This is a genomic window from Thiomicrorhabdus sp. ZW0627 (assembly GCF_029767005.1).
In the GTDB taxonomy this organism is placed as follows: Bacteria; Pseudomonadota; Gammaproteobacteria; order Thiomicrospirales; family Thiomicrospiraceae; genus Thiomicrorhabdus.
This window is the reverse complement of the sequence record NZ_JARUQR010000001.1, coordinates 806,937-825,614: the sequence shown is the minus strand read 5'-3', so window position 1 is coordinate 825,614 and position 18,678 is coordinate 806,937. Positions and strand designations below refer to the sequence as shown.

Genomic DNA, 18,678 nt, shown 5'->3' with positions numbered 1-18,678 from the left:
TTTCGATTCGCTATCTCCTAATATTTAAAAAACATTCAAAAAACTCGAATTGCGTAAGGCAAGTTTTGCTTACCTGCATTCGATTGATAATTAAGGAGTCTTCTATGAATATGCAATGGATGGATGCCTCAATCATGTTGGTGATACCGACCATATATTTTATCGGGGCTTTAACCAACGAAAGACGTGCTAATTGGAAGTTGGCAGGCCTGATCAGTTTAGTGGGATTGTCTTTGACGTTGTTTATTGCCATATCGGTTTACTTTGGCTGGATTGACCGTTCGGAATCGGATGTATGGTTCGGTGTTTCCGGAATGAGTCTGGTGATGTTGGGACTGGTGAATTTCATCGCCTTCGTCAATATTCGTTATTCCAGTGCTTATATGGCCGGTAATGTTGAAGAAGAAAAACGATATCTACGTTGGTTGCTGGTTACCCTGGGGAGCGTTGCGACCGTTATTGTCAGTAACCATATGCTGCTATTGATGGTTGCTTGGATTGCGATCAGTTTGAGCCTGCATAGGTTGCTGGTTTTCTTCCCAAACCGTCAACGTGCCGTACTGGCAGCGCATAAGAAATTTATTTTTGCCAGAGTCGCGGAATCTTGTTTGTTGGGTGCGATTTTGATTCTGCACTATGAGCACGGTACTTGGTTCATCAGTGAGATCTATCAAAATGTGTCTTCGACAGATGAGTTGAGCAGAATGGACCAGTTTGCAGCGGTACTTCTGGCGATGGCCGCATTGGTAAAGTGTGCCCAATTACCGTTGCATGGTTGGTTGATTCAGGTCGTAGAGGCGCCTACACCGGTATCGGCATTACTGCATGCCGGTATCATCAATCTAGGCGGATACCTGCTCATTATTTTTGCACCTCTTATTGTGCTGTCGGACTTTGCTCAGTGGACCCTTCTGGTGATTGGTGGAATCACGACGGTCTTGGCCGCACTCGTGATGATGACGCGTGCTTCCGTCAAGGTGCGTCTGGCTTGGTCGACCATGTCTCAAATGGGATTGATGCTGGTCGAGTGTGCCTTGGGCTTGTTTGAATTGGCGTTGCTTCATTTGGTTGCCCACTCCTGTTACAAAGCTTATGCGTTCCTGAATTCCGGTTCAGAAGTCGAATCCAGTATGAAACGCAGACTTGCCAGGCCTGTTGCGCCTTCGGTAGGTGAGTGGTGGGTTGCAGGTGTCATCTCCATAGGACTGGTTGTTGCTCTGGTTTGGGCGTTCGCATTACCTGCACCATACAGTCCTTGGTTACTTTTCGCCATTGCTCTGACGTTGTTGATTGCCGAAAGACGAGGGCGCTTGACTGCCTCTTCGGTATTGGGAATGGTGGGACTCGGGGCCATTCTTCTGTTGGTTTACAGTTTGCAGAAGAGCGGAGCCAGCCTGATTGTGCCATCCATGCAGACCAGTGTTGGCTGGGAAGGGGATTTATGGATAGCCTTCCTTCTGATTCTTTTTATAGCGGGCTATCTACTGCTTCAATATCAAAGTGAACGTCCTTGGATAAAGAAGGTAAGGCGTGCTTTTTATGCCGGGTTTTATTTGGATGAGTGGGTCACCCGCTTGAATCTCAGAATTTATCCCACGAGATTGCCGGTGAGGTTTAAGCCCAAGAAATTACAGGTTCCCAAGGAGGAGTTATATCAATGATTTTGCATAAGGAAAAAGCTGCGGAAAGCGATGGCTTGAATCAAGCAAAGTTGCTGATGCCTGAGCTTTCGGAGAAACAAAAGACGGCTTTGAATGAAGCTTGTGGACGCATTGCGCCTACTTGGCCGTTGGATGAGTTGATTGCCGTTAACCCTTGGTGGGAAATGCGCGACCAGTCGGTTGCTAAAGTGTCGGCAAAATTGAGTGCTTTGAGCCAAGCTCAGTGTGTGATGCCAAAATCTTATTTTCAGGAAATCTGGATGGAAAGTCTGCAACCTCAGCATCTTCAGCAGGCAGCTGAAGAGATGGGGCACGATTATTCCGTTGAGAATCTTGAGCGTTATCTGCTCGAGGAAGACGAGCATACGCATTGGCACAATGTCAGCGACTTCGTCGACAGTGGACGGGACCGTAAATATAAGATGGCCTGGCGTGATGAAATCACTCATCAAATCAGTCAATTTTGTGCGGACTATTTCCGCTTGAATGAAGATCGAGAGGCCTATTCGGATCGCTATAAGGGGCTGTATCGTGAATGGCTGGCGACGACCCGTCAGGATAAGGGAATTGAAATCCTTATGGCGGAAGACGGTCTGACCGAACATTTCAACGATTTGCCTGAAGATCCGGAAACCCTGTTGGCGCAAGCTATTGTTGGTCTAGGCGTGCCTGATAATCAAATTGCCGACTATGCGCATGCGTTGTTGCTGGATGTGAACGGCTGGGCTTCTTGGGTGGCTTATTTGCGTTGGCAAGACCGTTTGAACGGTCATGAAAACGAGTTGATGACCGAATTTCTAGCCATCCGTATGGCTTGGGAGTGGGTTCTTTGGGGACACCAAAGAGATCGTGACCGCTCGGTGTTCAATGAACTTAAGGTTATGTGGCGTCACCAGATATGTATTTTGCCGGAATTGATTTCAATTCATGAGGCGGCTCAGGCCAAAGCATGGATTTGGCAAAGGGCGGCTGAAATCGCATTCCAGTCGGATCTGCATCAACAGTTGAATCATGCCAGTAAAGGAAAGACTCAGCTCAAAGAGGAACCTTCCGTTTTGCAGGCGGCTTTTTGTATCGATGTCCGTTCTGAAGTAATAAGACGCGCTTTGGAGGCGCAGGATGCAAGAATTGAAACGATCGGCTTCGCCGGTTTTTTCGGTTTGCCTATAGAGTATCAACCTATCGGGACGGATGTTTCCCGTCCTCAGCTTCCAGGGCTTTTGAAGTCTGGGATCAAGGTGACACCTGCTATTTCGGCATCGTCTAAAAACGAGACAGCCAGTGCCTTGAACCGGAAAGCGCGTTGGATTGAGTGGGGGAATGCTCCGCCGGCCACTTTCAGTATGGTTGAAGCGACAGGCCTGATGTATGCCTTTAAGTTACTGCGCAACAGTTTGTTTCCTGATGCGCATGCGAATCCGATCAATGAACTTCCGGCTACGGATGAGTTTGAAATGATTCAGCATGACTCTCCTTTAACGGTGGATCAGAAAGTGGATTTGGCGGCCGGTATTTTGCACGCCATGGGATTGGATCGAAATTTGGCTGAAACGGTGTTGCTGGTAGGTCACGGTAGTAGCAGTTGTAACAACCCTCATGCGGCCGGATTGGACTGCGGTGCCTGCGGAGGCCAGACCGGAGAAATCAATGTTCGTGTATTGACGTTTTTGTTGAATGACATTCAGGTTCGTAACGGTTTGGCGGAAAAAGGAATTGCGATTCCCGATGACACCCGTTTTATTGCGGCCATGCATAACACGACAACGGATGAATTTACCTGTTTCGGATCTAAAGGTATGGATGAACAGGTAAAGGAATGGCTCTCTAGAGCTACCGGTCTGGCTCGTCAAGAGCGGGCAGGCCGGCTGGGATTGAACCATCTGCAAGGGCAGAATTTGCATCAGATGATACAGCGCCGTGCCAAGGATTGGTCTCAGGTGAGACCTGAATGGGGTCTCTCTAATAATGCCGCTTTTATTGTGGCACCTCGTTCGAGAACAAAGGGTTTGAATCTGGAAGGCCGTGCCTTTTTGCATGATTACGATTGGCAACAGGATGAGGATTTGTCTTTGTTGACATTGATTATGACCGCTCCCATGGTTGTGACCAACTGGATCAATATGCAGTACTATGCTTCGGTTTGCGATAACCATGTCTACGGCAGCGGAAACAAAGTTCTGCATAACGTTGTTGATGGCTGTATCGGCGTGTTTGAAGGTAACGGCGGTGACTTGAGAATCGGGCTGCCGATGCAATCCCTGCACAACGGTGAAAAATGGATGCACGAGCCATTGAGGTTAAGCGTTTACATTGATGCTCCGTGGGAAGCGGTCGACAAAGTCGCGACTGAAAACGAAGTGGTTAGGCAGTTAATCGATAATGAATGGCTATATTGCTTTGTTTGGGGGCGTGACGGCAGCATTCGCCGTTATTTGAGCGGCCAGTGATTTTCACCCGGAAACGGGTGGAATCATGGTGGCCGTTTCTTGACGGCTATCGATTAGGCTGCTAATCGTTTTTGGGCTTCAGACTGAATGCGTTTGATCATGTGATACAGGCCTGTTGAACGGTTTGGGCTTAGCTGTTGCAACAGCCCGATCTTGCCCAGAAAGTCCAGTGGCGCTTCGGCGATTTCTTTAGGTGTGCGGCCGTTGTACACTCTCAGCAATAGGGCAATTAGCCCGGAAACAATGGCGGCATCACTTTTGGCTTGCATGTACAGATGTCCGTCATGTTCTTCAATGTGGATCCAGACTTGGGATTGACAGCCGTGAATGAGGTTTTCTTCTGTCTGGAAGGCTGAATCCAGTTGTTGCAGTTGCTTGCCCATGTCTATCAGGTACTTGTAGCGGTCTTTAGGATTGGCAAAGTGCGTAAAACGTTTGATTAAATCCGCTTGCACTTCTTCAATATTCTGTTTTGGCGGGGTGAAATCCACACTCGAATCCTCGGTTATTTTCAGTGGCGCTAATGATACCATTTTTGTGAAAGCATCTAAACTGCGGCAATTTTGATGTTTTTGAATTGGTTGAAATGGCGTTTTTAAATAGGGCAGATAAATGGGGAGAAATTTAATTCAAATGATAGCTGACGGGCACCTTGATCTGCCATTCGTTTCTTTGAATTTCTTTTGGAAAGGTATTGAAGTGGTTGTGCATCTTTTCCTGGATGATGGAGAGGGCCGCATTGTCGAGCATGCGCTTGCCGGAGCTGTTCAACAGCTGAAGTTTAATGATGTTGCCGTTTCTGAGTAGGGTGAATTGAAGGGTGGCGACGCCTTCCCAATGACGGCGTTTGGCCTGCCGCGGGTAAGTATCCTGGGCATGGCGGACGATTTCGTCACGTAAGCGGTTTAAATAAGCTTGTTCTGCAGTTGCAACCTGTTGGGTGCTGTATAGCGGCTTCGGTTCCGGCTTCGGTTCCGGCGTCGGTTCCGGCTTCGGTTCCGGCTTCGGTTGCGGCTTCGGTTCCGGCTTCGGTTCCGGCGTCGGTTCCGGCTTCGGTTCCGGCTTCGGTTGCGGCTTCGGTTCCGGCTTCGGTTCCGGCGTCGGTTCCGGCTTCGGTTCCGGCTTTGGTTCCGGCTTTGGGTCCGGCTTTGGTTCCGGTTTTGGTTCCGGGATGGCTTCTTGGAACATGGACAGCGTGACCGGTATGTTTTTCATCGGCTCAGTGGTTTTGAGGGGCAGTGAGTACAGCCAAAATCCTACGGCCAAGATGAGTCCATAAAGAAAAACGGTTAATACAAGGGCTTTGAATGAATTCGAACTCATTGTGCCGTGGCTTTGGTCAGTATGGTCAGGTTGTTGAGCTGTTGTTTTTTCAGGGCGTCAATGAGTTCGACAAAACGTCCGAAGTTTGCGTTTTTATCAACTTGAATCACAATGTTCTGCTGTTTGTCTAACTGGCTCAAAAAGCCCTCTAAAAGCGCCATATCCTGTGGCTGCTCGTTCAGATACAGTTGGTTTTCACGGTCGATGTGGAACTTGACCGGCTTTTCATCCGCGGGCGGAATGTAGGTTTGTGTGCTTTGGGTCTCCGGCAGTTCGATATTGAGACTGTCTTTGACGATAAAGCTCGCAGTCGTCAGGACGATTGCAAGCAAAACCAACATGACATCGATCAGGGGAATGACATTGATGCTGTCGAATCGTTTCATTTTGTCTCTTGCTGCGCTTTGAACTGGGATTGCATGACATCCACACGCCGCATCAGGCCGTTGTAGCTCATGATACTGGGAATGGCGATGGCGATACCGGCTGCAGTGGCTTTTAGTGCCAGAGCCAATCCGGTCATGATGGCGCCGGTGTCGATGGTTTGTTGGTGGCCCAGATCGTAAAAAGTAATCAGAATTCCCAGTACGGTTCCAAGCAGTCCGACGTATGGGGCGTTGGCGCCTATGGTCGACAGGGTGGTGAGATTACGGGTGGTGGCGACTTGAAGGAGTTCTTGGTGTGTGAACAGGTCGATGTTGATTTTCTTGTAAAAGAAAAGTCGTTCCAGCGTGATCCATAACGCGATGAAGCCCATCAGGCCAAGTATGCCGAAGATGGCAGCGTCTAAATAGAGTTTTAATAATTCCATAGGTGTGAGGTTACTTGCTTGGTAGCGGAATCGGAGCGGCCGCAGTGTTAGGTAAAAGTTAGCACGACAGTGTGCCAAATCCGATAAAACATTGCAATCTGTAAGTCTTTAAAAAGTATGACTAATTGCCACACTTTATTGCGATTTGGATTTTACAAGAGTATATTACCCAATCCAAATATTTCGAGTGGAAAAATAGGAGCAAGGTTGCTTATGAAACGTCGTGAATTATTGAAGTCGGCATTTGGACTAACTGCCGGTATGGTTGGTATGTCTGCATTGAAACCGCTTTATGCGAGTGATGACATGGTTGTCAGAGGGCCGGCTGTACCGGACGTCGCTTTTACAAAAGTCAGTGACCGCTGCTACTATTTGTTGGCGAAAGACCCTGAGCCAAGCCCGGAGAATTTTGGTTTTTTCAGTAATCCAGGTTTCATAGTGACTTCCGAAGGGGTTGTTGTTATCGATACTGGTGGATCGGTTCAGATCGCTGAAATGGTATTGCGTCAGATTAAAAAAGTGACTGATAAGCCGGTTGTTGCGGTCATCAACACGCACTACCACGGTGACCACTGGTTGGGTAACCACGCCTTTGTTGCAGCGAATCCGAATGTTGATATCTATTCACACCAAGTAGTAATTAATCAGATCAAGAACGGTTCAGGTGATTTCTGGATTGGTTTCATGCAGCGTACGACAGGTAACCTGGTTACAGGTACTATCGCGACGAGCCCGACGAAAGCATTGGCTGGCGGTGAAACTTTGAAGTTTGGCGATACGACTTTGAAAATCCATTATTTCGATAAGGTTCACACTGAATCGGATTTGGCGATCGAAGTGGTTGAAGACAAGGTCTTGTATTCCGGTGACATGATGATGCGCCGTATTGCCAATATGGCCGACGGTTCTTATGTCGGTTCGATTGCGGCGATGGACAAAATTAAAGCGTTGCCGGTTGATACTTATATCCCGGGTCATGGTCATCATGACGGAGAGAAGCTACCGAACGAGTTTAAGACGTTCTGTGAAACGATCTACAACGATGTTGCCAAGTATTACGATGAAGGTATGTCTGACTTCGAGATGAAGCCTAAGATTATGGAAAATCCTTTCATGAAGGACGTTGCAAGCCAATGGCCTGGTTATGACAGTACTCTGGGTAAATTTATCGTGGTTGCGATTGCCGAAGTCGAAAAGAACATGTTCTAAACCAATTCGGTTTTAACCGTTCGTTCGGCCAATAAAAAAGCCGGGTCAGATTGATGTCTGATCCGGCTTTTTTGTTTTTGGGAAACCGAACAGGCCTGTTCGGTTTTTTTAAAGGTCTTATTTACACTACGAAGTCTAGGATAGCGTCCAGTCCACGGTAGTTAATGGCTGTGTCGGCTTGTTCCTGAACCGCTGGTTTTGCGTGGTAGGCAACGCTTAAACCAGCTTCTTTCATCATCATGAGGTCATTGGCACCGTCGCCGACCGCAATTGTCTGGCTCATCAGAATTTCCATCTGTTGGCATAGTTCAATCAGGAAGTCGGCTTTGGCTTGCGCACCTACGATGTCTCCGACGACTTTTCCGGTTAATTTGTGTTCTGCCTTTTCCAAGGTGTTGGCTCGGGTGAAATCGATTCCGAGGCGGTCTTGCAGGCGCTGGGTGAAGAAAGTGAACCCGCCTGAAACCAAGGCAAATTTGATGTCTTGTTCTTTAAGCCCTTCAATCCAAGTTTCGGCACCAGGGTTTAGGGTCAAACGTTCGTCGTACACGTGTTGCAGGGCGGAGGTGTCCAATCCTTTAAGTAGGGCGACGCGCTCGGTCAAGGATTCTTCAAAGTTCAGCTCACCGCGCATGGCGGCTTCGGTAATCGCGGAAACCTGTGGTTTGACGTTGATGAAGTCTGCAATTTCGTCCACGCATTCGATGCTGATTAAAGTGGAATCCATGTCACTGATGACCAGTTTGACTTTCTTCGAATCAAAATTGTCCGGCAGGACGTTGATATCCAATTCCAGAGTCTGGCTCAACTCGTTTAATACGCTGCGTTCCGGCTGATTTTCGGTTTCTACACGAAAGTGGTTGTTGATCGCGGTGAGTTTGCCGAACTTGCGCTCAAGCGTTTTACTTTGTTCAAAGTTCAGGGTGTTGGAATGGATGATGATTGTTGCCATGAAATGTCCTGTTGGTTACTGCTTTGATGAAGCCTTAAAAGGGCTACTCTTCAATAATGGGCACTATTTTAGTCTTTGCCAGAACATCCTGCAAAGATTGTTGCTTAGGCGTCAGAAACAGGCCGATCCAGCCGAAAAGGCAAAACAGGACCGCCCAGATGAAACGGATATTGGCATTGTGTCGAGTGAGCAGATAGCCGTCATCTCTGATCAGTTTCAATTTCCAGGTTCTTAATCCCGGGGTTTGCCCCGAATTTACCCAGAAATAGGTCAGGTATAGATAGGTGATTGCTAGCAGGTAGAGCTGGAAGCCTAAATGGGCGGCCGGGCTGCTTTGAAGTTGCCCGCCTTGCCAAAGCACGTATGGAAGGGCCGCTGCGAACCAGACGGCACACAATAGAATGAAGTCGTACAATAGCGCGAAAATAATTTTGAATCGAGTCATGTGTTACGTCATTTATAATAATTGGCAATATTGTACACTTTCATAAAGTAGATGGTGTTTTTTGTCCTGCGACCTATGAGGAACTTATGAATTTACACGCGGAAGGGTTGAGTCTGAGTTGGATGGTCGGCAGTCTGTTAATTTGGGCAGGCCTGTTGGTTTGGTCGTTGCGGACGGCGCCTTGGTATAAGGTTCATAACGATAAAGAAGCGCAGCATGTTCTTCTCGGTGCATCCATGGTGGTTTTTTTGGTTTGGTTGTTCGGTGCGAGCATCGGTAACGGTTTGACGTTTCATTTTCTGTTTATGACGACATTGACTCTGATGTTTGGTCCCCAGTTTGCATTTATAGCGATGAGTTTGGCCTTGGTAGGCGTTACCCTACAGTCTGATTTGGGGTTTATGGCATTTGGGCTGAATGCGATTCTCATGGGTGTGATTCCTATTTTTATTACCTGGTGGATGGCCAGGTGGGCTTATAAGGTGTTGGATCACAATATTTTTGTGTTCGTGTTCTTCAATGCTTTTCTGTCCGCATCGGTCGGTATAGTGATGTCTTTGGGGGTTTCTGCTTTGGTGCTGTATGCGGCGGAAATACATAGTTACGATATATTGAAACAGAGTTTTATTCCGTATATTCCTCTAATGGCGACACCGGAAGGGTTTGTGAATGGAATGTTGATGACGGCTTTTATTCTTTTCAAGCCGGAATGGGTGAGTTCGTTCAGTGACCGAGAGTATTTCAAGTAGAGTAAAGATTCTGCAGATATAAAAAAACCGGCCTTAAGGCCGGTTTGTTCTCTAAAGGAGAGTAAGCCGTCGCTTATTTTTCCCAACCTGCTTTCAGGTCAGCGTATTTTTGCATCTGAGCGACTTCGGCGTGAGCTGTTTTTTGAGCTTCTTTTGCCATTTTAATTGCAGTTGCTTCATCACCTTTTTCTTTGGCCTTAGCTGCCAAGTCTAGATAATGATCAACATAGGCCAGTTTCATTTTTTTCTGTTTCCAGACATTGCCCATTTTTGCAGCTTCTGCGTGGGTTGCAGTTGCATCAGCAACGATTGCGTCATATGAATCTGAAGATGTTGCCATTGATGAGCATGCAGTTAAACCTAGAGCTGCAGCGATACCGGCAGCGATTAGAAATTTCTTCATTATTGTTTTCCTCCAGTTGAAAGAGCGCTATTTTAAAGCCAACCATTATTGTAATGGGTAGTTGGTCTAATTAAAAGCTTATTAACGAACAGTTTTTTTGCTGTTTTCGTCCTGTTGCATACGTTATTAAGTTTACCCCAGTCGTGTCAATCTTTATAATGGGCGCTATTAAATGAAAAATCGGTTATTTTTTATTTAAAAAATACAGTTTTTCTTCGTAAGTGGTTGATTTTAATTGTTTTTGTTAAAACGGTTGGTTGGGCCGTATTTTGTTAGAAAAATAACTGATTAGCCTATAAGTTTTATATTAAGGTAGAAAATGATGCGAATTTTACAAGAAGCTCTAACTTTTGATGATGTTTTATTGGTTCCGGCACATTCAACGGTTTTACCAAAAGACGTCTCTTTGAAAACAAAACTGACACGCAATATTTCTTTGAATATTCCATTGGTTTCTGCCGCGATGGATACAGTGACCGAAGCACGTTTGGCTATCTCAATGGCACAGGAAGGCGGCATCGGTATCGTCCACAAGAATATGACGGTCGAAGAGCAAGCACATGTCGTCAGAAAGGTTAAGAAATACGAGCACGGAGTTATTTTGGATCCGGTTACGGTCCAGCATACGGATACAGTTGCCCAAGCGATTGAGAAAACCAAAGCTAACCGTGTTTCTAGTGCGCCGGTTATGAATGGAACCGATCTGGTTGGTATCGTAACTAGTCGAGATATTCGTTTTGTCACCGACATGTCACAGCCGGTTTCTAAAATCATGACGCCAAAAGAGCGTCTGGTTACTGTCAAAGAAAAAGAAGACCCTAAGAAAGTATTGGATCTTTTACATGAGCACCGTATTGAGCGTGTTTTGGTCGTGAACGACGATTTTCAATTGAAGGGCATGATTACGGTTTCGGATATGATGAAATCTTCGGATCACCCGAATGCCTGTAAGGATGATAACGGTCGTTTACGAGTCGGTGCGGCTGTCGGAACGGGAGCTGAAACCGAACAGCGTGTTGCTGCTTTGATCGAAGCAGGCGTGGATGTGATTATTGTCGATACTGCACATGGTCACTCTCAAGGTGTATTGGATCGTGTTGCTTGGGTAAAACAGAACTTTCCTGAGGTTGATGTTATTGGTGGAAATATCGCTACTGCAGAAGCGGCGTTGGATTTGGTAAAAGCCGGTGCTGATGGTGTCAAAGTTGGGATCGGTCCTGGTTCGATCTGTACTACCCGCATCGTAGCCGGTGTTGGTGTTCCTCAGATTTCAGCGATTTCAAATGTCGCCAAGGCACTTGAAGGCAGTGGCGTTCCACTAATTGCCGATGGCGGTTTGCGTTTTTCTGGTGACGTTGCGAAAGCACTGGTTGCCGGAGCCTCCGCTTGTATGATCGGAAGTATGTTCGCTGGGACAGAAGAATCTCCGGGCGAAATCGAATATTACCAAGGGCGTGCCTATAAATCTTATCGTGGTATGGGTTCTTTGGGTGCAATGGCTCAACCGTCCGGTTCAAGTGACCGTTATTTCCAAGCTTCGAATGCGGAAGATAAGTTGGTTCCTGAAGGGATTGAAGGTCGCGTGGCTTATAAAGGTCCATTGGCGCCGATTATCCACCAATTGATGGGTGGTGTTCGTTCGAGCATGGGTTATACCGGTTGTAAGGACATTCCGACCATGAATACCAAGCCTTCATTTGTTCGTGTGACTTCGGCAGGTATGGCGGAGAGTCACGTTCATGACGTGACTATGGTTAAGGAAGCGCCAAATTATCGAATGTAAAAAAGTTCGATCACTCTAAGTTAAATTATTTTTTATACGTTGGAAAATCTATGACACAAGCAAACATTCATGAACATCGAATTCTGATTTTGGATTTCGGCTCTCAATACACACAACTCATTGCACGTCGTATTCGTGAGATTGGGGTTTATTGTGAAGTTGAGCCGTGGGATATTGATGCTCAGGATGTTGTCGATTTCGGCGCACGCGGGATTATCCTTTCAGGTGGTCCTGAAACGGTGACCGGTGACGATGCTCCGGCCGCTCCTGAAGTTGTGTTTGAATTGAATGTGCCGGTTCTGGGTATCTGTTACGGTATGCAGACCATGGCAGAACAGCTTGGTGGGAAAGTGATTAACGCAGCCGAACATGAGTATGGTTATGCTCAGGTTCGTGCCCATGGACATACAAAGCTTTTGAAAGATATCGAAGATCATGTGACGCCGGAAGGTTACGGCATGTTGGATGTCTGGATGTCGCATGGTGACCGTGTCGATGTGATGCCGGAAGGGTTTAAGTTGATGGCGAGCACGCCGAGCTGTCCGGTTGCGGGTATGGCCAACGAAGAGAAGAATTTCTACGGCATTCAGTTCCATCCTGAGGTAACCCATACCAAACAGGGTATGCGTATGATCGAGCGTTTTGTTGTCGATTTGTGCGGTTGTGAAAAGCTGTGGACAACTGAGAATATCATTGACGACAGTATCGCACGTATCCGTGAACAGGTCGGTTCGGATAAGGTGATGCTCGGGCTTTCCGGCGGTGTTGATTCTTCTGTGGTGGCTGCGTTGTTGCATAAGGCGATTGGAGACCAGTTGACTTGTGTATTCGTAGACCATGGCCTTCTACGCTATAAAGAGGGTGATCAGGTAATGGCCATGTTTGCTGAGAACATGGGAATCCGTGTTATTCGTGCCGATGTTGAAGACCGATTTATGTCGGCGTTGGCTGGTGAAGTCGATCCTGAGAAGAAGCGTAAGATCATCGGTCGCGAATTCATTGAGGTCTTTGATGAAGAGTCGGCTAAGCTGAAAGGTATTAATTGGTTGGCGCAAGGGACGATTTATCCGGATGTAATCGAGTCGGCCGGGTCGAAGACAGGTAAAGCAAAAGTTATTAAGTCTCACCATAATGTCGGTGGACTTCCGGAAGACATGGAGATGTCATTGATCGAACCGCTTCGCGAGTTGTTTAAAGATGAAGTTCGAAAACTGGGTGTGGCATTGGGATTGCCTTACGATATGGTTTATCGTCATCCTTTCCCAGGGCCGGGCCTTGGCGTTCGTATTCTCGGAGAGGTGAAAAAAGAATATGCCGATATTTTGCGTTTGGCAGATCATATCTTCATCGAAGAATTGGTTAAATGGGATCTTTACGACAAAACGTCGCAGGCGTTTACCGTGTTCTTGCCGGTCAAATCCGTTGGTGTTGTTGGGGATGCTCGTCGTTATGATTACGTGGTCGCGTTGAGAGCGGTTGAAACCATCGACTTCATGACGGCTCGTTGGGCACATCTTCCTTATGAGTTCCTTGAACATGTTTCCGGGCGAATCATTAATGAAATTCCGCGAATTTCGAGGGTGACCTACGATATTTCGAGTAAGCCGCCGGCAACCATTGAATGGGAGTAATGGCCACATATTCAGTAATTGCTGATGAAGGTGGCGATTAAATGAAAGGCCTTCTATATGAAGGCCTTTTTTGTTTTCGGGAATAGGAAATGACTGAGTTGCAGAGCACTTGTCCGCCGGGGTTGACGCAAGCGGAGGAAGATGAATTTTGGATGGAGCAGGCTTATTTGCTAGCCTTAAAGTCTCAGGAAGAGGGTGAAGTGCCTGTTGGTGCTGTACTGGTAAAGGACCATCAACTCATTGGGGAGGGATGGAACCGACCCATCCAAATGCATGATCCGTCCGCGCATGCCGAAATCATGGCATTACGGCAGGCGGGCCGCAGTATGGAAAATTACCGATTGATTGATACAACACTCTATGTGACACTTGAACCTTGTGCAATGTGCGCGGGTGCTATGGTTCATGCCAGAGTAAAAAGAGTGGTCTATGCGGCGGAGGATTTAAAAACCGGTGCCGCCAGTTCCGTTTTTCATCTGTTGGACAGTGATAAATTGAATCATCAAGTTGAGTTCTGTCACGGCGTACTACAAGAAAAGTGTAGCCGTTTATTGAGTGATTTTTTTAAGCAAAGGCGCCTAGAAAAAAAAGATCGAAAGCGTTTTGCCAATAAAATTCATGAACTTGAAACTTGATAGCAATAAGAAAAAATGCGAATATACCCCGCATAAGATTGTGTGCATTTGAAAAAAATTAAATGCAAAGAAAGTTTTGGGTCAACGGAGACTGAAAATAGATATTTTACAATCGGTGAGTTCTGATATTTATATGTTTATGTAGAGTGGGTTTCAAATAACGAATTATGCAAAAAAGTGTCGATCCAGCTGAAGGCATAACCACAATAAAAATTTTACCGGGTGAGTTTTATGTCACCAAGTTGAATGAACGCATCGAGACCGTACTGGGTTCTTGTATTTCAGCTTGTGTACGTGATCCGATTGCCGGTATCGGTGGAATGAATCATTTTATGCTTCCAGTAGATAAAGCCGTAGGTAGGCCCACTGAATTGTCGGATGCTAACCGTTATGGAAACTACGCGATGGAAAACCTTGTCAATGCCTTATTGTCGGAAGGGGCAAAAAGGGAACGCCTTGAGTTTAAGTTGTTTGGCGGCGGCCGTATTATGAGTTCGATGACCAATATCGGTTGGTATAACATCGGATTTGCATTCGATTATGTGTTTACGGAAGGCTTCAAAGTGGTTTCTCAGGATATTGGGGATATTTATCCAAGAAAGGTTCTCTATTATCCTTTGAACGGGCGTGTTAGGGTGCGACGCTTGAATCCGATGCACAATCAGTCACTTGCCGATCAAGAAAATCGTTATATTAATAATATTGGATCTAAGCCTGTTGAAGGTGATGTAGAACTATTCTAAGGAAATTACTATGGATATGATGGAAACATTCCGCCAAACTTATCTAGAAGAGAGTTTTGAGGGCCTGGATGTCATGGAAGCAGGCCTGCTCTCTTTACCGACAGGGACGCCGGATAATGAAAAAATAAACGAGATTTTCCGTGCCGCTCACTCTATAAAAGGCGGAAGCGGTACATTCGGTTTTATTGAAATTGCCGGATTTACCCATGTTTTGGAAACCTTGTTGGATGAGATGCGGGATGGCCGTCGAGATGTGACGCAAGAAGCTATTGATACGATGTTGGCCGCCGTGGATGTTTTACGTGACATGCTGACGAAGCTACAGGATCACCAGCCAATCGACGAGGAACGCGCCAACGAAGTCCAAAGTGCATTGGAACGAATTCTAGGCATGGAGAGCGAGGTAACAACGTCTGACGCTGTCGAGCAAGAATCTGTGTCAGAAGCCGTAGCGGAAAGCAACGGTGAATGGAAGATCAAGATTGTTCCTGAAAAGGAGCTGTTACAGACAGGTAACGAACCTCTACGAATTTTCCGTGAATTGGAAACGCTAGGGGATCTTAAGGTTGAGGCCGATACGAGCCAGTTACCAGATAGTGAAATCTTTCAGCCGGAAGAATTATATATTAAGTGGGATCTGACACTATCCGGTGATGCAGTTAATGAAGAAGACATCAAAGAGGTGTTTGAATGGATTGACGGCGATGGTGCCGAAATAACTGTGATTCCACCTCAGAGTGGCGGCGCGGAAGCGGTTACTCAACAGGAAATTGTCGAGGTTAAGAACTCAGTAGGCCAGGAAAGTACTTCGGAAGCGGTTAATGAGAACAAGGTTGCGAATATCCAAGCCTCAAGACCGACTGCAAATAAAGCAGGTGCTAAAGCAGCTGCAGCGCCAAAACAAGAAAGTTCGATTCGTGTCGATTTGAGTAAGATCGATCAAATGGTGAACTTGGTTGGTGAATTGGTTATCACTCAGTCAATGTTGAGCCAGTTTGGTGAGCAGGCTGAACAGGAACGAGGAAGCGGCGGAAGTGCCGACTGGATCGATAAATTGAAAGAAGGTTTGACACACCTGGAACGCCACACGCGCGAACTACAGGAAAGTGTGATGAACATTCGAATGTTGCCAGTTAGCTTCGCCTTCAACCGTATGCCTAGAATCGTACATGACGTTAGTCAGAAACTCGGCAAGCAGATCGACCTAGTGATGGAAGGTGAAGGTACCGAATTGGATAAGACCATGTTGGAGCAGTTGACCGACCCACTTGTTCATATCGTGCGAAACTCTATTGATCACGGAATTGAGAGTCCAGAGGTTCGTGCCGAAGCCGGTAAACCTGCGAAAGGGACGGTTAAAATGGCCGCGTTCCACGAAGGTGGTAACATCATGATTCAGATCACTGATGACGGTGCCGGTATCAATGCCGCGAAAATCGAACAAAAAGCGATTGAGAAAGGCGTTATCGAAGCAGACCACAATTTGTCCGAACCTGAGATTGTCGATTTGATTTTCCACCCAGGTTTCTCGACTGCCGAAGTCGTCAGTGATATTTCTGGGCGTGGCGTCGGTATGGATGTAGTGCGTCGTAATATTAAGGGCTTGGGCGGTTCCGTTGAAGTTCAGACGACTTTGGGTGTTGGAAGTGTATTCACAATTCGCTTACCTCTGACGCTTGCGATTCTTGATGGTCAGTTGTGTAAGGTCGGCAGCGAGACTTACGTCTTCCCATTGGTTTCCATTATCGAATCGATTCAGGTTGATAAGTCGTTGATTAAAGGAATTTCCGGCCAAGCTGAATTGTACAAATTGCGTGACGCTTATATTCCGGTTATTCGTTTGCACCAGAAACTGGGCATCAAAGATGCCTGTGAAGACCTTACTGAAGGCTTGCTTGTTGTTGTTGAAGACGGCGGAAAGCGTGCGGGTATTTTTGTGGACGATCTATTGGGACAGCAGCAAGTTGTTATTAAAAGTTTGGAAAGCAACTTTATGAAAATAGATGGCATTGCCGGTGCGACTATTTTAGGTGATGGTACGGTTTCGTTCATTCTGGATGTTAAAGAAGCGGTTTCAAGCCATAAGAACGGTTCGATGGCTTCCCATATGAATGTGGCGTAGGTTGATCAAATGTTTCATAAAATAAAAATAATAAAATAAGGAGTCAGGATGACTACCGGAACTGGAACTGAAGGGTTCTCGTTGGGTGCTGAAGAAGTTCAGCAGACAATTTTGATTTTAAATCTATCTGTCGCTCAAATTGATTTGTCCATAACCGAAGGGGATCATTCGGTTAATGCATTGATCGACTCTTTTACTTATATGTCAAAGCATATCGAAGAGATCCAGAAATCCAGTGAGGGGATTTTTGATTTGGTAGCGGATAACGAAGCGGCTCAGGCTTACAACGCGCTGTTGACGAGTGAGACAGCGGAGCTGGCTAATAAAATGCAGCAGGCGATTATCGCTTTTCAGTTTTATGATAAGTTGAGTCAGCGTCTTAATCATGTATCTCATGGGCTTTCCGGTTTGGCTGAAATTGTCTCCCATGAAATGCGTGTCAATAATCGCGAAGAATGGGAAGCATTCAAAAAGAGTGTGCGTAAAGGCACAACCATGCGAGAAGAAGAAGAGTTGTTTGAGCTTATTTTTGATCAGCATCTGCCAGTTGAAGAGGCCATTGATATCATGTGTTCCAGAATGCGGGAGCGTATGAATGAAAAGAAAGAAGAGAGTGTCGATGAGGATGAAATCGAACTTTTCTGATGCTGTTAGGCTTTAAGTTAAAAACCCCGTTTTACGGGGTTTTTTTATGTCCGAAATAAATTCACTTGAATACTGTTTACTGCTTATTTAGGTATAAAAAAATTAATGTGTCTTAATTCAAAAAAATTTATAACAATACCAAAGAGTTAATTCAGCGGAGACTGAATTTTTAAATATCAGCGAGGATATCAAATGAAAAAAACAACGACATCTTGGGCCAAAGTCCTGGTAAGTTTAGCGTTATTAACTGCGCCGATGGCGAGCTGGGCGGCTAATCATATGCCATTCATTTTAGGTAGCACAGCATCAGGCAGCGTAGTGGATGTTACAGCTCAGACGAAAGCCGCATTGAAAGCAAATGGATTTGAAATCGTAGGCGATTATGCGCCTAATTCGGATACTCAAGTTCTTGTTGTGACAAACAATGCATTGAAAGCAATCGCGGCTGAATCTGAAAATGGCGGATTTGGTGCGATGGAAAGGGTTTCAATTGTGAATAAGGGCGGGCAGGTACAAGTCAGTTACACCAACCCGGTCTACATGTGGAATGCCTATCGCATGAAAGGCGATATCAAGCCGGTTGAAAATGCGATGAAAAATGCTTTGGGTGCAACGAAAGAATTTGGTGCGGATCAAGGTTTGAGTGCCGAAGAGCTTCGTGAATATCATTATAAGATGATGATGCCTTATTTCGACGATCTCGACGAGTTGGCGGAATATGGTTCTTATGAAGAAGCGATCAGAAAAGTGGAAGCGGGTTTGTCGAGCGGCAAAGCGGGTGCTTCAAAAGTCTATCGAATCGACATTCCAGGTAAAAAAATGAGTGTATTTGGTGTTGCTTTAACCAATGGTGAAGCGTCGGACATGTATATCCAGGATAAGATCGATCTTGGCTCCGAAAGTCATGCGGCGCATTTCCCTTATGAAGTGTTGGTCGTGAACGATGAAGTGATTGCGTTAAACGGTAAATTCCGTATTGCTATCAACTGGCCGAGTTTGTCGATGATGGGGCAGGGAAGTTTCATGAGTATTTCCAATGCGCCGGATGACATTGTTAAAGCACTTGAGGCGGTCGCAAAAGACAAGAAAATAGATAAAGAAGACTCTGGATTCTAATCG

18 protein-coding genes are annotated in these 18,678 nt (G+C 46.1%); 11 read left to right on the top strand and 7 right to left on the bottom strand.

What is annotated here, in order from left to right; genetic code table 11:
- The first annotated feature begins 104 nt into the window (after positions 1 to 104).
- Together QCB45_RS03955 and QCB45_RS03950 are read left to right on the top strand one after the other, a co-directional pair.
- Positions 105 to 1,661, top strand: a complete 1,557-nt coding sequence (locus QCB45_RS03955) for an NADH-quinone oxidoreductase subunit L (RefSeq protein ID WP_279419442.1) — start codon at positions 105 to 107, stop codon at positions 1,659 to 1,661.
- A complete protein-coding gene (locus QCB45_RS03950; RefSeq protein WP_279419429.1) occupies positions 1,658 to 4,108 on the top strand; it encodes a DUF2309 domain-containing protein in 2,451 nt (816 codons plus the stop codon). The genes QCB45_RS03955 and QCB45_RS03950 overlap by 4 nt, the downstream gene beginning before the upstream one ends.
- Positions 4,109 to 4,161: 53 nt before the next feature.
- On the opposite strand, the gene QCB45_RS03945 is transcribed toward QCB45_RS03950, so the two are convergent.
- The 4 genes from QCB45_RS03945 to exbB form a co-directional block, all read right to left on the bottom strand.
- Positions 4,162 to 4,599, bottom strand: coding sequence for a SufE family protein (locus QCB45_RS03945; RefSeq protein WP_279419423.1), 438 nt, complete (start codon positions 4,597 to 4,599; stop codon positions 4,162 to 4,164).
- 133 nt (positions 4,600 to 4,732) lie between these two features.
- Positions 4,733 to 5,374 carry an energy transducer TonB gene (locus tag QCB45_RS03940; RefSeq protein WP_279419418.1) on the bottom strand — a complete coding sequence of 214 codons (642 nt, stop codon included), beginning with the start codon at positions 5,372 to 5,374 and terminating at the stop codon, positions 4,733 to 4,735.
- Between the two features lie 53 nt (positions 5,375 to 5,427).
- Positions 5,428 to 5,817, bottom strand: coding sequence for a biopolymer transporter ExbD (locus QCB45_RS03935; RefSeq protein WP_279419416.1), 390 nt, complete (start codon positions 5,815 to 5,817; stop codon positions 5,428 to 5,430).
- On the bottom strand, positions 5,814 to 6,242 hold the full coding sequence (exbB, locus tag QCB45_RS03930) for a TonB-system energizer ExbB (protein ID WP_279419414.1): 429 nt from the start codon (positions 6,240 to 6,242) through the stop codon (positions 5,814 to 5,816). Before exbB ends, QCB45_RS03935 begins: the two co-directional genes overlap by 4 nt.
- A gap of 213 nt (positions 6,243 to 6,455) precedes the next feature.
- On the opposite strand from exbB, the gene QCB45_RS03925 reads away from it, so the two are divergent.
- Positions 6,456 to 7,451 (top strand): MBL fold metallo-hydrolase, encoded by a 996-nt coding sequence (locus tag QCB45_RS03925; protein ID WP_279419412.1) that lies wholly within the window; start codon positions 6,456 to 6,458, stop codon positions 7,449 to 7,451.
- A gap of 121 nt (positions 7,452 to 7,572) precedes the next feature.
- On the opposite strand, the gene serB is transcribed toward QCB45_RS03925, so the two are convergent.
- Entirely contained in the window at positions 7,573 to 8,403 is an 831-nt protein-coding gene (gene serB / locus QCB45_RS03920; RefSeq protein WP_279419411.1) for a phosphoserine phosphatase SerB, read from the bottom strand.
- A 43-nt stretch (positions 8,404 to 8,446) separates the two neighbouring features.
- On the bottom strand, positions 8,447 to 8,848 hold the full coding sequence (locus QCB45_RS03915) for an RDD family protein (protein WP_279419409.1): 402 nt from the start codon (positions 8,846 to 8,848) through the stop codon (positions 8,447 to 8,449).
- An 86-nt stretch (positions 8,849 to 8,934) separates the two neighbouring features.
- Here QCB45_RS03915 and QCB45_RS03910 point away from each other — a divergent pair, with 86 nt between their 5' ends.
- Entirely contained in the window at positions 8,935 to 9,597 is a 663-nt protein-coding gene (locus QCB45_RS03910; RefSeq protein ID WP_279419407.1) for an energy-coupling factor ABC transporter permease, read from the top strand.
- Between the two features lie 73 nt (positions 9,598 to 9,670).
- On the opposite strand, the gene QCB45_RS03905 is transcribed toward QCB45_RS03910, so the two are convergent.
- The gene (locus tag QCB45_RS03905; protein WP_279419406.1) at positions 9,671 to 10,000 is read right to left on the bottom strand and encodes a hypothetical protein; all 330 of its coding nucleotides are present in this window, start codon (positions 9,998 to 10,000) and stop codon (positions 9,671 to 9,673) included.
- A gap of 322 nt (positions 10,001 to 10,322) precedes the next feature.
- On the opposite strand from QCB45_RS03905, the gene guaB reads away from it, so the two are divergent.
- The 7 genes from guaB to QCB45_RS03870 all read left to right on the top strand — a co-directional run bounded on the left by guaB (position 10,323) and on the right by QCB45_RS03870 (position 18,675).
- On the top strand, positions 10,323 to 11,783 hold the full coding sequence (guaB, locus tag QCB45_RS03900) for an IMP dehydrogenase (protein ID WP_279420011.1): 1,461 nt from the start codon (positions 10,323 to 10,325) through the stop codon (positions 11,781 to 11,783).
- A 50-nt stretch (positions 11,784 to 11,833) separates the two neighbouring features.
- Positions 11,834 to 13,414, top strand: a complete 1,581-nt coding sequence (gene guaA, locus QCB45_RS03895; protein WP_279419403.1) for a glutamine-hydrolyzing GMP synthase — start codon at positions 11,834 to 11,836, stop codon at positions 13,412 to 13,414.
- Between the two features lie 89 nt (positions 13,415 to 13,503).
- Positions 13,504 to 14,049, top strand: coding sequence for a tRNA adenosine(34) deaminase TadA (gene tadA / locus QCB45_RS03890; protein ID WP_347710069.1), 546 nt, complete (start codon positions 13,504 to 13,506; stop codon positions 14,047 to 14,049).
- 167 nt (positions 14,050 to 14,216) lie between these two features.
- Positions 14,217 to 14,792, top strand: coding sequence for a chemoreceptor glutamine deamidase CheD (gene cheD / locus QCB45_RS03885; RefSeq protein WP_279419394.1), 576 nt, complete (start codon positions 14,217 to 14,219; stop codon positions 14,790 to 14,792).
- A gap of 10 nt (positions 14,793 to 14,802) precedes the next feature.
- Positions 14,803 to 16,914: a chemotaxis protein CheA gene (locus QCB45_RS03880; RefSeq protein ID WP_279419392.1), complete on the top strand. Its 2,112-nt coding sequence runs from the start codon at positions 14,803 to 14,805 to the stop codon at positions 16,912 to 16,914.
- 48 nt (positions 16,915 to 16,962) lie between these two features.
- Positions 16,963 to 17,559: a hypothetical protein gene (locus tag QCB45_RS03875; RefSeq protein WP_279419390.1), complete on the top strand. Its 597-nt coding sequence runs from the start codon at positions 16,963 to 16,965 to the stop codon at positions 17,557 to 17,559.
- A 192-nt stretch (positions 17,560 to 17,751) separates the two neighbouring features.
- On the top strand, positions 17,752 to 18,675 hold the full coding sequence (locus QCB45_RS03870; protein WP_279419389.1) for a hypothetical protein: 924 nt from the start codon (positions 17,752 to 17,754) through the stop codon (positions 18,673 to 18,675).
- Positions 18,676 to 18,678 lie beyond the last annotated feature (3 nt).

Coding starts and splice junctions, on each gene's coding strand:
- QCB45_RS03870 (WP_279419389.1), top strand. CDS start 17,752: ATGAAAAAAACAACGACATCTTGGGCCAAAGTCCTGGTAAGTTTAGCG.
- QCB45_RS03905 (WP_279419406.1), bottom strand. CDS start 10,000: ATGAAGAAATTTCTAATCGCTGCCGGTATCGCTGCAGCTCTAGGTTTA.
- guaB (WP_279420011.1), top strand. CDS start 10,323: ATGCGAATTTTACAAGAAGCTCTAACTTTTGATGATGTTTTATTGGTT.
- serB (WP_279419411.1), bottom strand. CDS start 8,403: ATGGCAACAATCATCATCCATTCCAACACCCTGAACTTTGAACAAAGT.
- QCB45_RS03915 (WP_279419409.1), bottom strand. CDS start 8,848: ATGACTCGATTCAAAATTATTTTCGCGCTATTGTACGACTTCATTCTA.
- QCB45_RS03875 (WP_279419390.1), top strand. CDS start 16,963: ATGACTACCGGAACTGGAACTGAAGGGTTCTCGTTGGGTGCTGAAGAA.
- exbB (WP_279419414.1), bottom strand. CDS start 6,242: ATGGAATTATTAAAACTCTATTTAGACGCTGCCATCTTCGGCATACTT.
- QCB45_RS03925 (WP_279419412.1), top strand. CDS start 6,456: ATGAAACGTCGTGAATTATTGAAGTCGGCATTTGGACTAACTGCCGGT.
- QCB45_RS03955 (WP_279419442.1), top strand. CDS start 105: ATGAATATGCAATGGATGGATGCCTCAATCATGTTGGTGATACCGACC.
- tadA (WP_347710069.1), top strand. CDS start 13,504: ATGACTGAGTTGCAGAGCACTTGTCCGCCGGGGTTGACGCAAGCGGAG.
- guaA (WP_279419403.1), top strand. CDS start 11,834: ATGACACAAGCAAACATTCATGAACATCGAATTCTGATTTTGGATTTC.
- QCB45_RS03950 (WP_279419429.1), top strand. CDS start 1,658: ATGATTTTGCATAAGGAAAAAGCTGCGGAAAGCGATGGCTTGAATCAA.
- QCB45_RS03910 (WP_279419407.1), top strand. CDS start 8,935: ATGAATTTACACGCGGAAGGGTTGAGTCTGAGTTGGATGGTCGGCAGT.
- QCB45_RS03935 (WP_279419416.1), bottom strand. CDS start 5,817: ATGAAACGATTCGACAGCATCAATGTCATTCCCCTGATCGATGTCATG.
- cheD (WP_279419394.1), top strand. CDS start 14,217: ATGCAAAAAAGTGTCGATCCAGCTGAAGGCATAACCACAATAAAAATT.
- QCB45_RS03880 (WP_279419392.1), top strand. CDS start 14,803: ATGGATATGATGGAAACATTCCGCCAAACTTATCTAGAAGAGAGTTTT.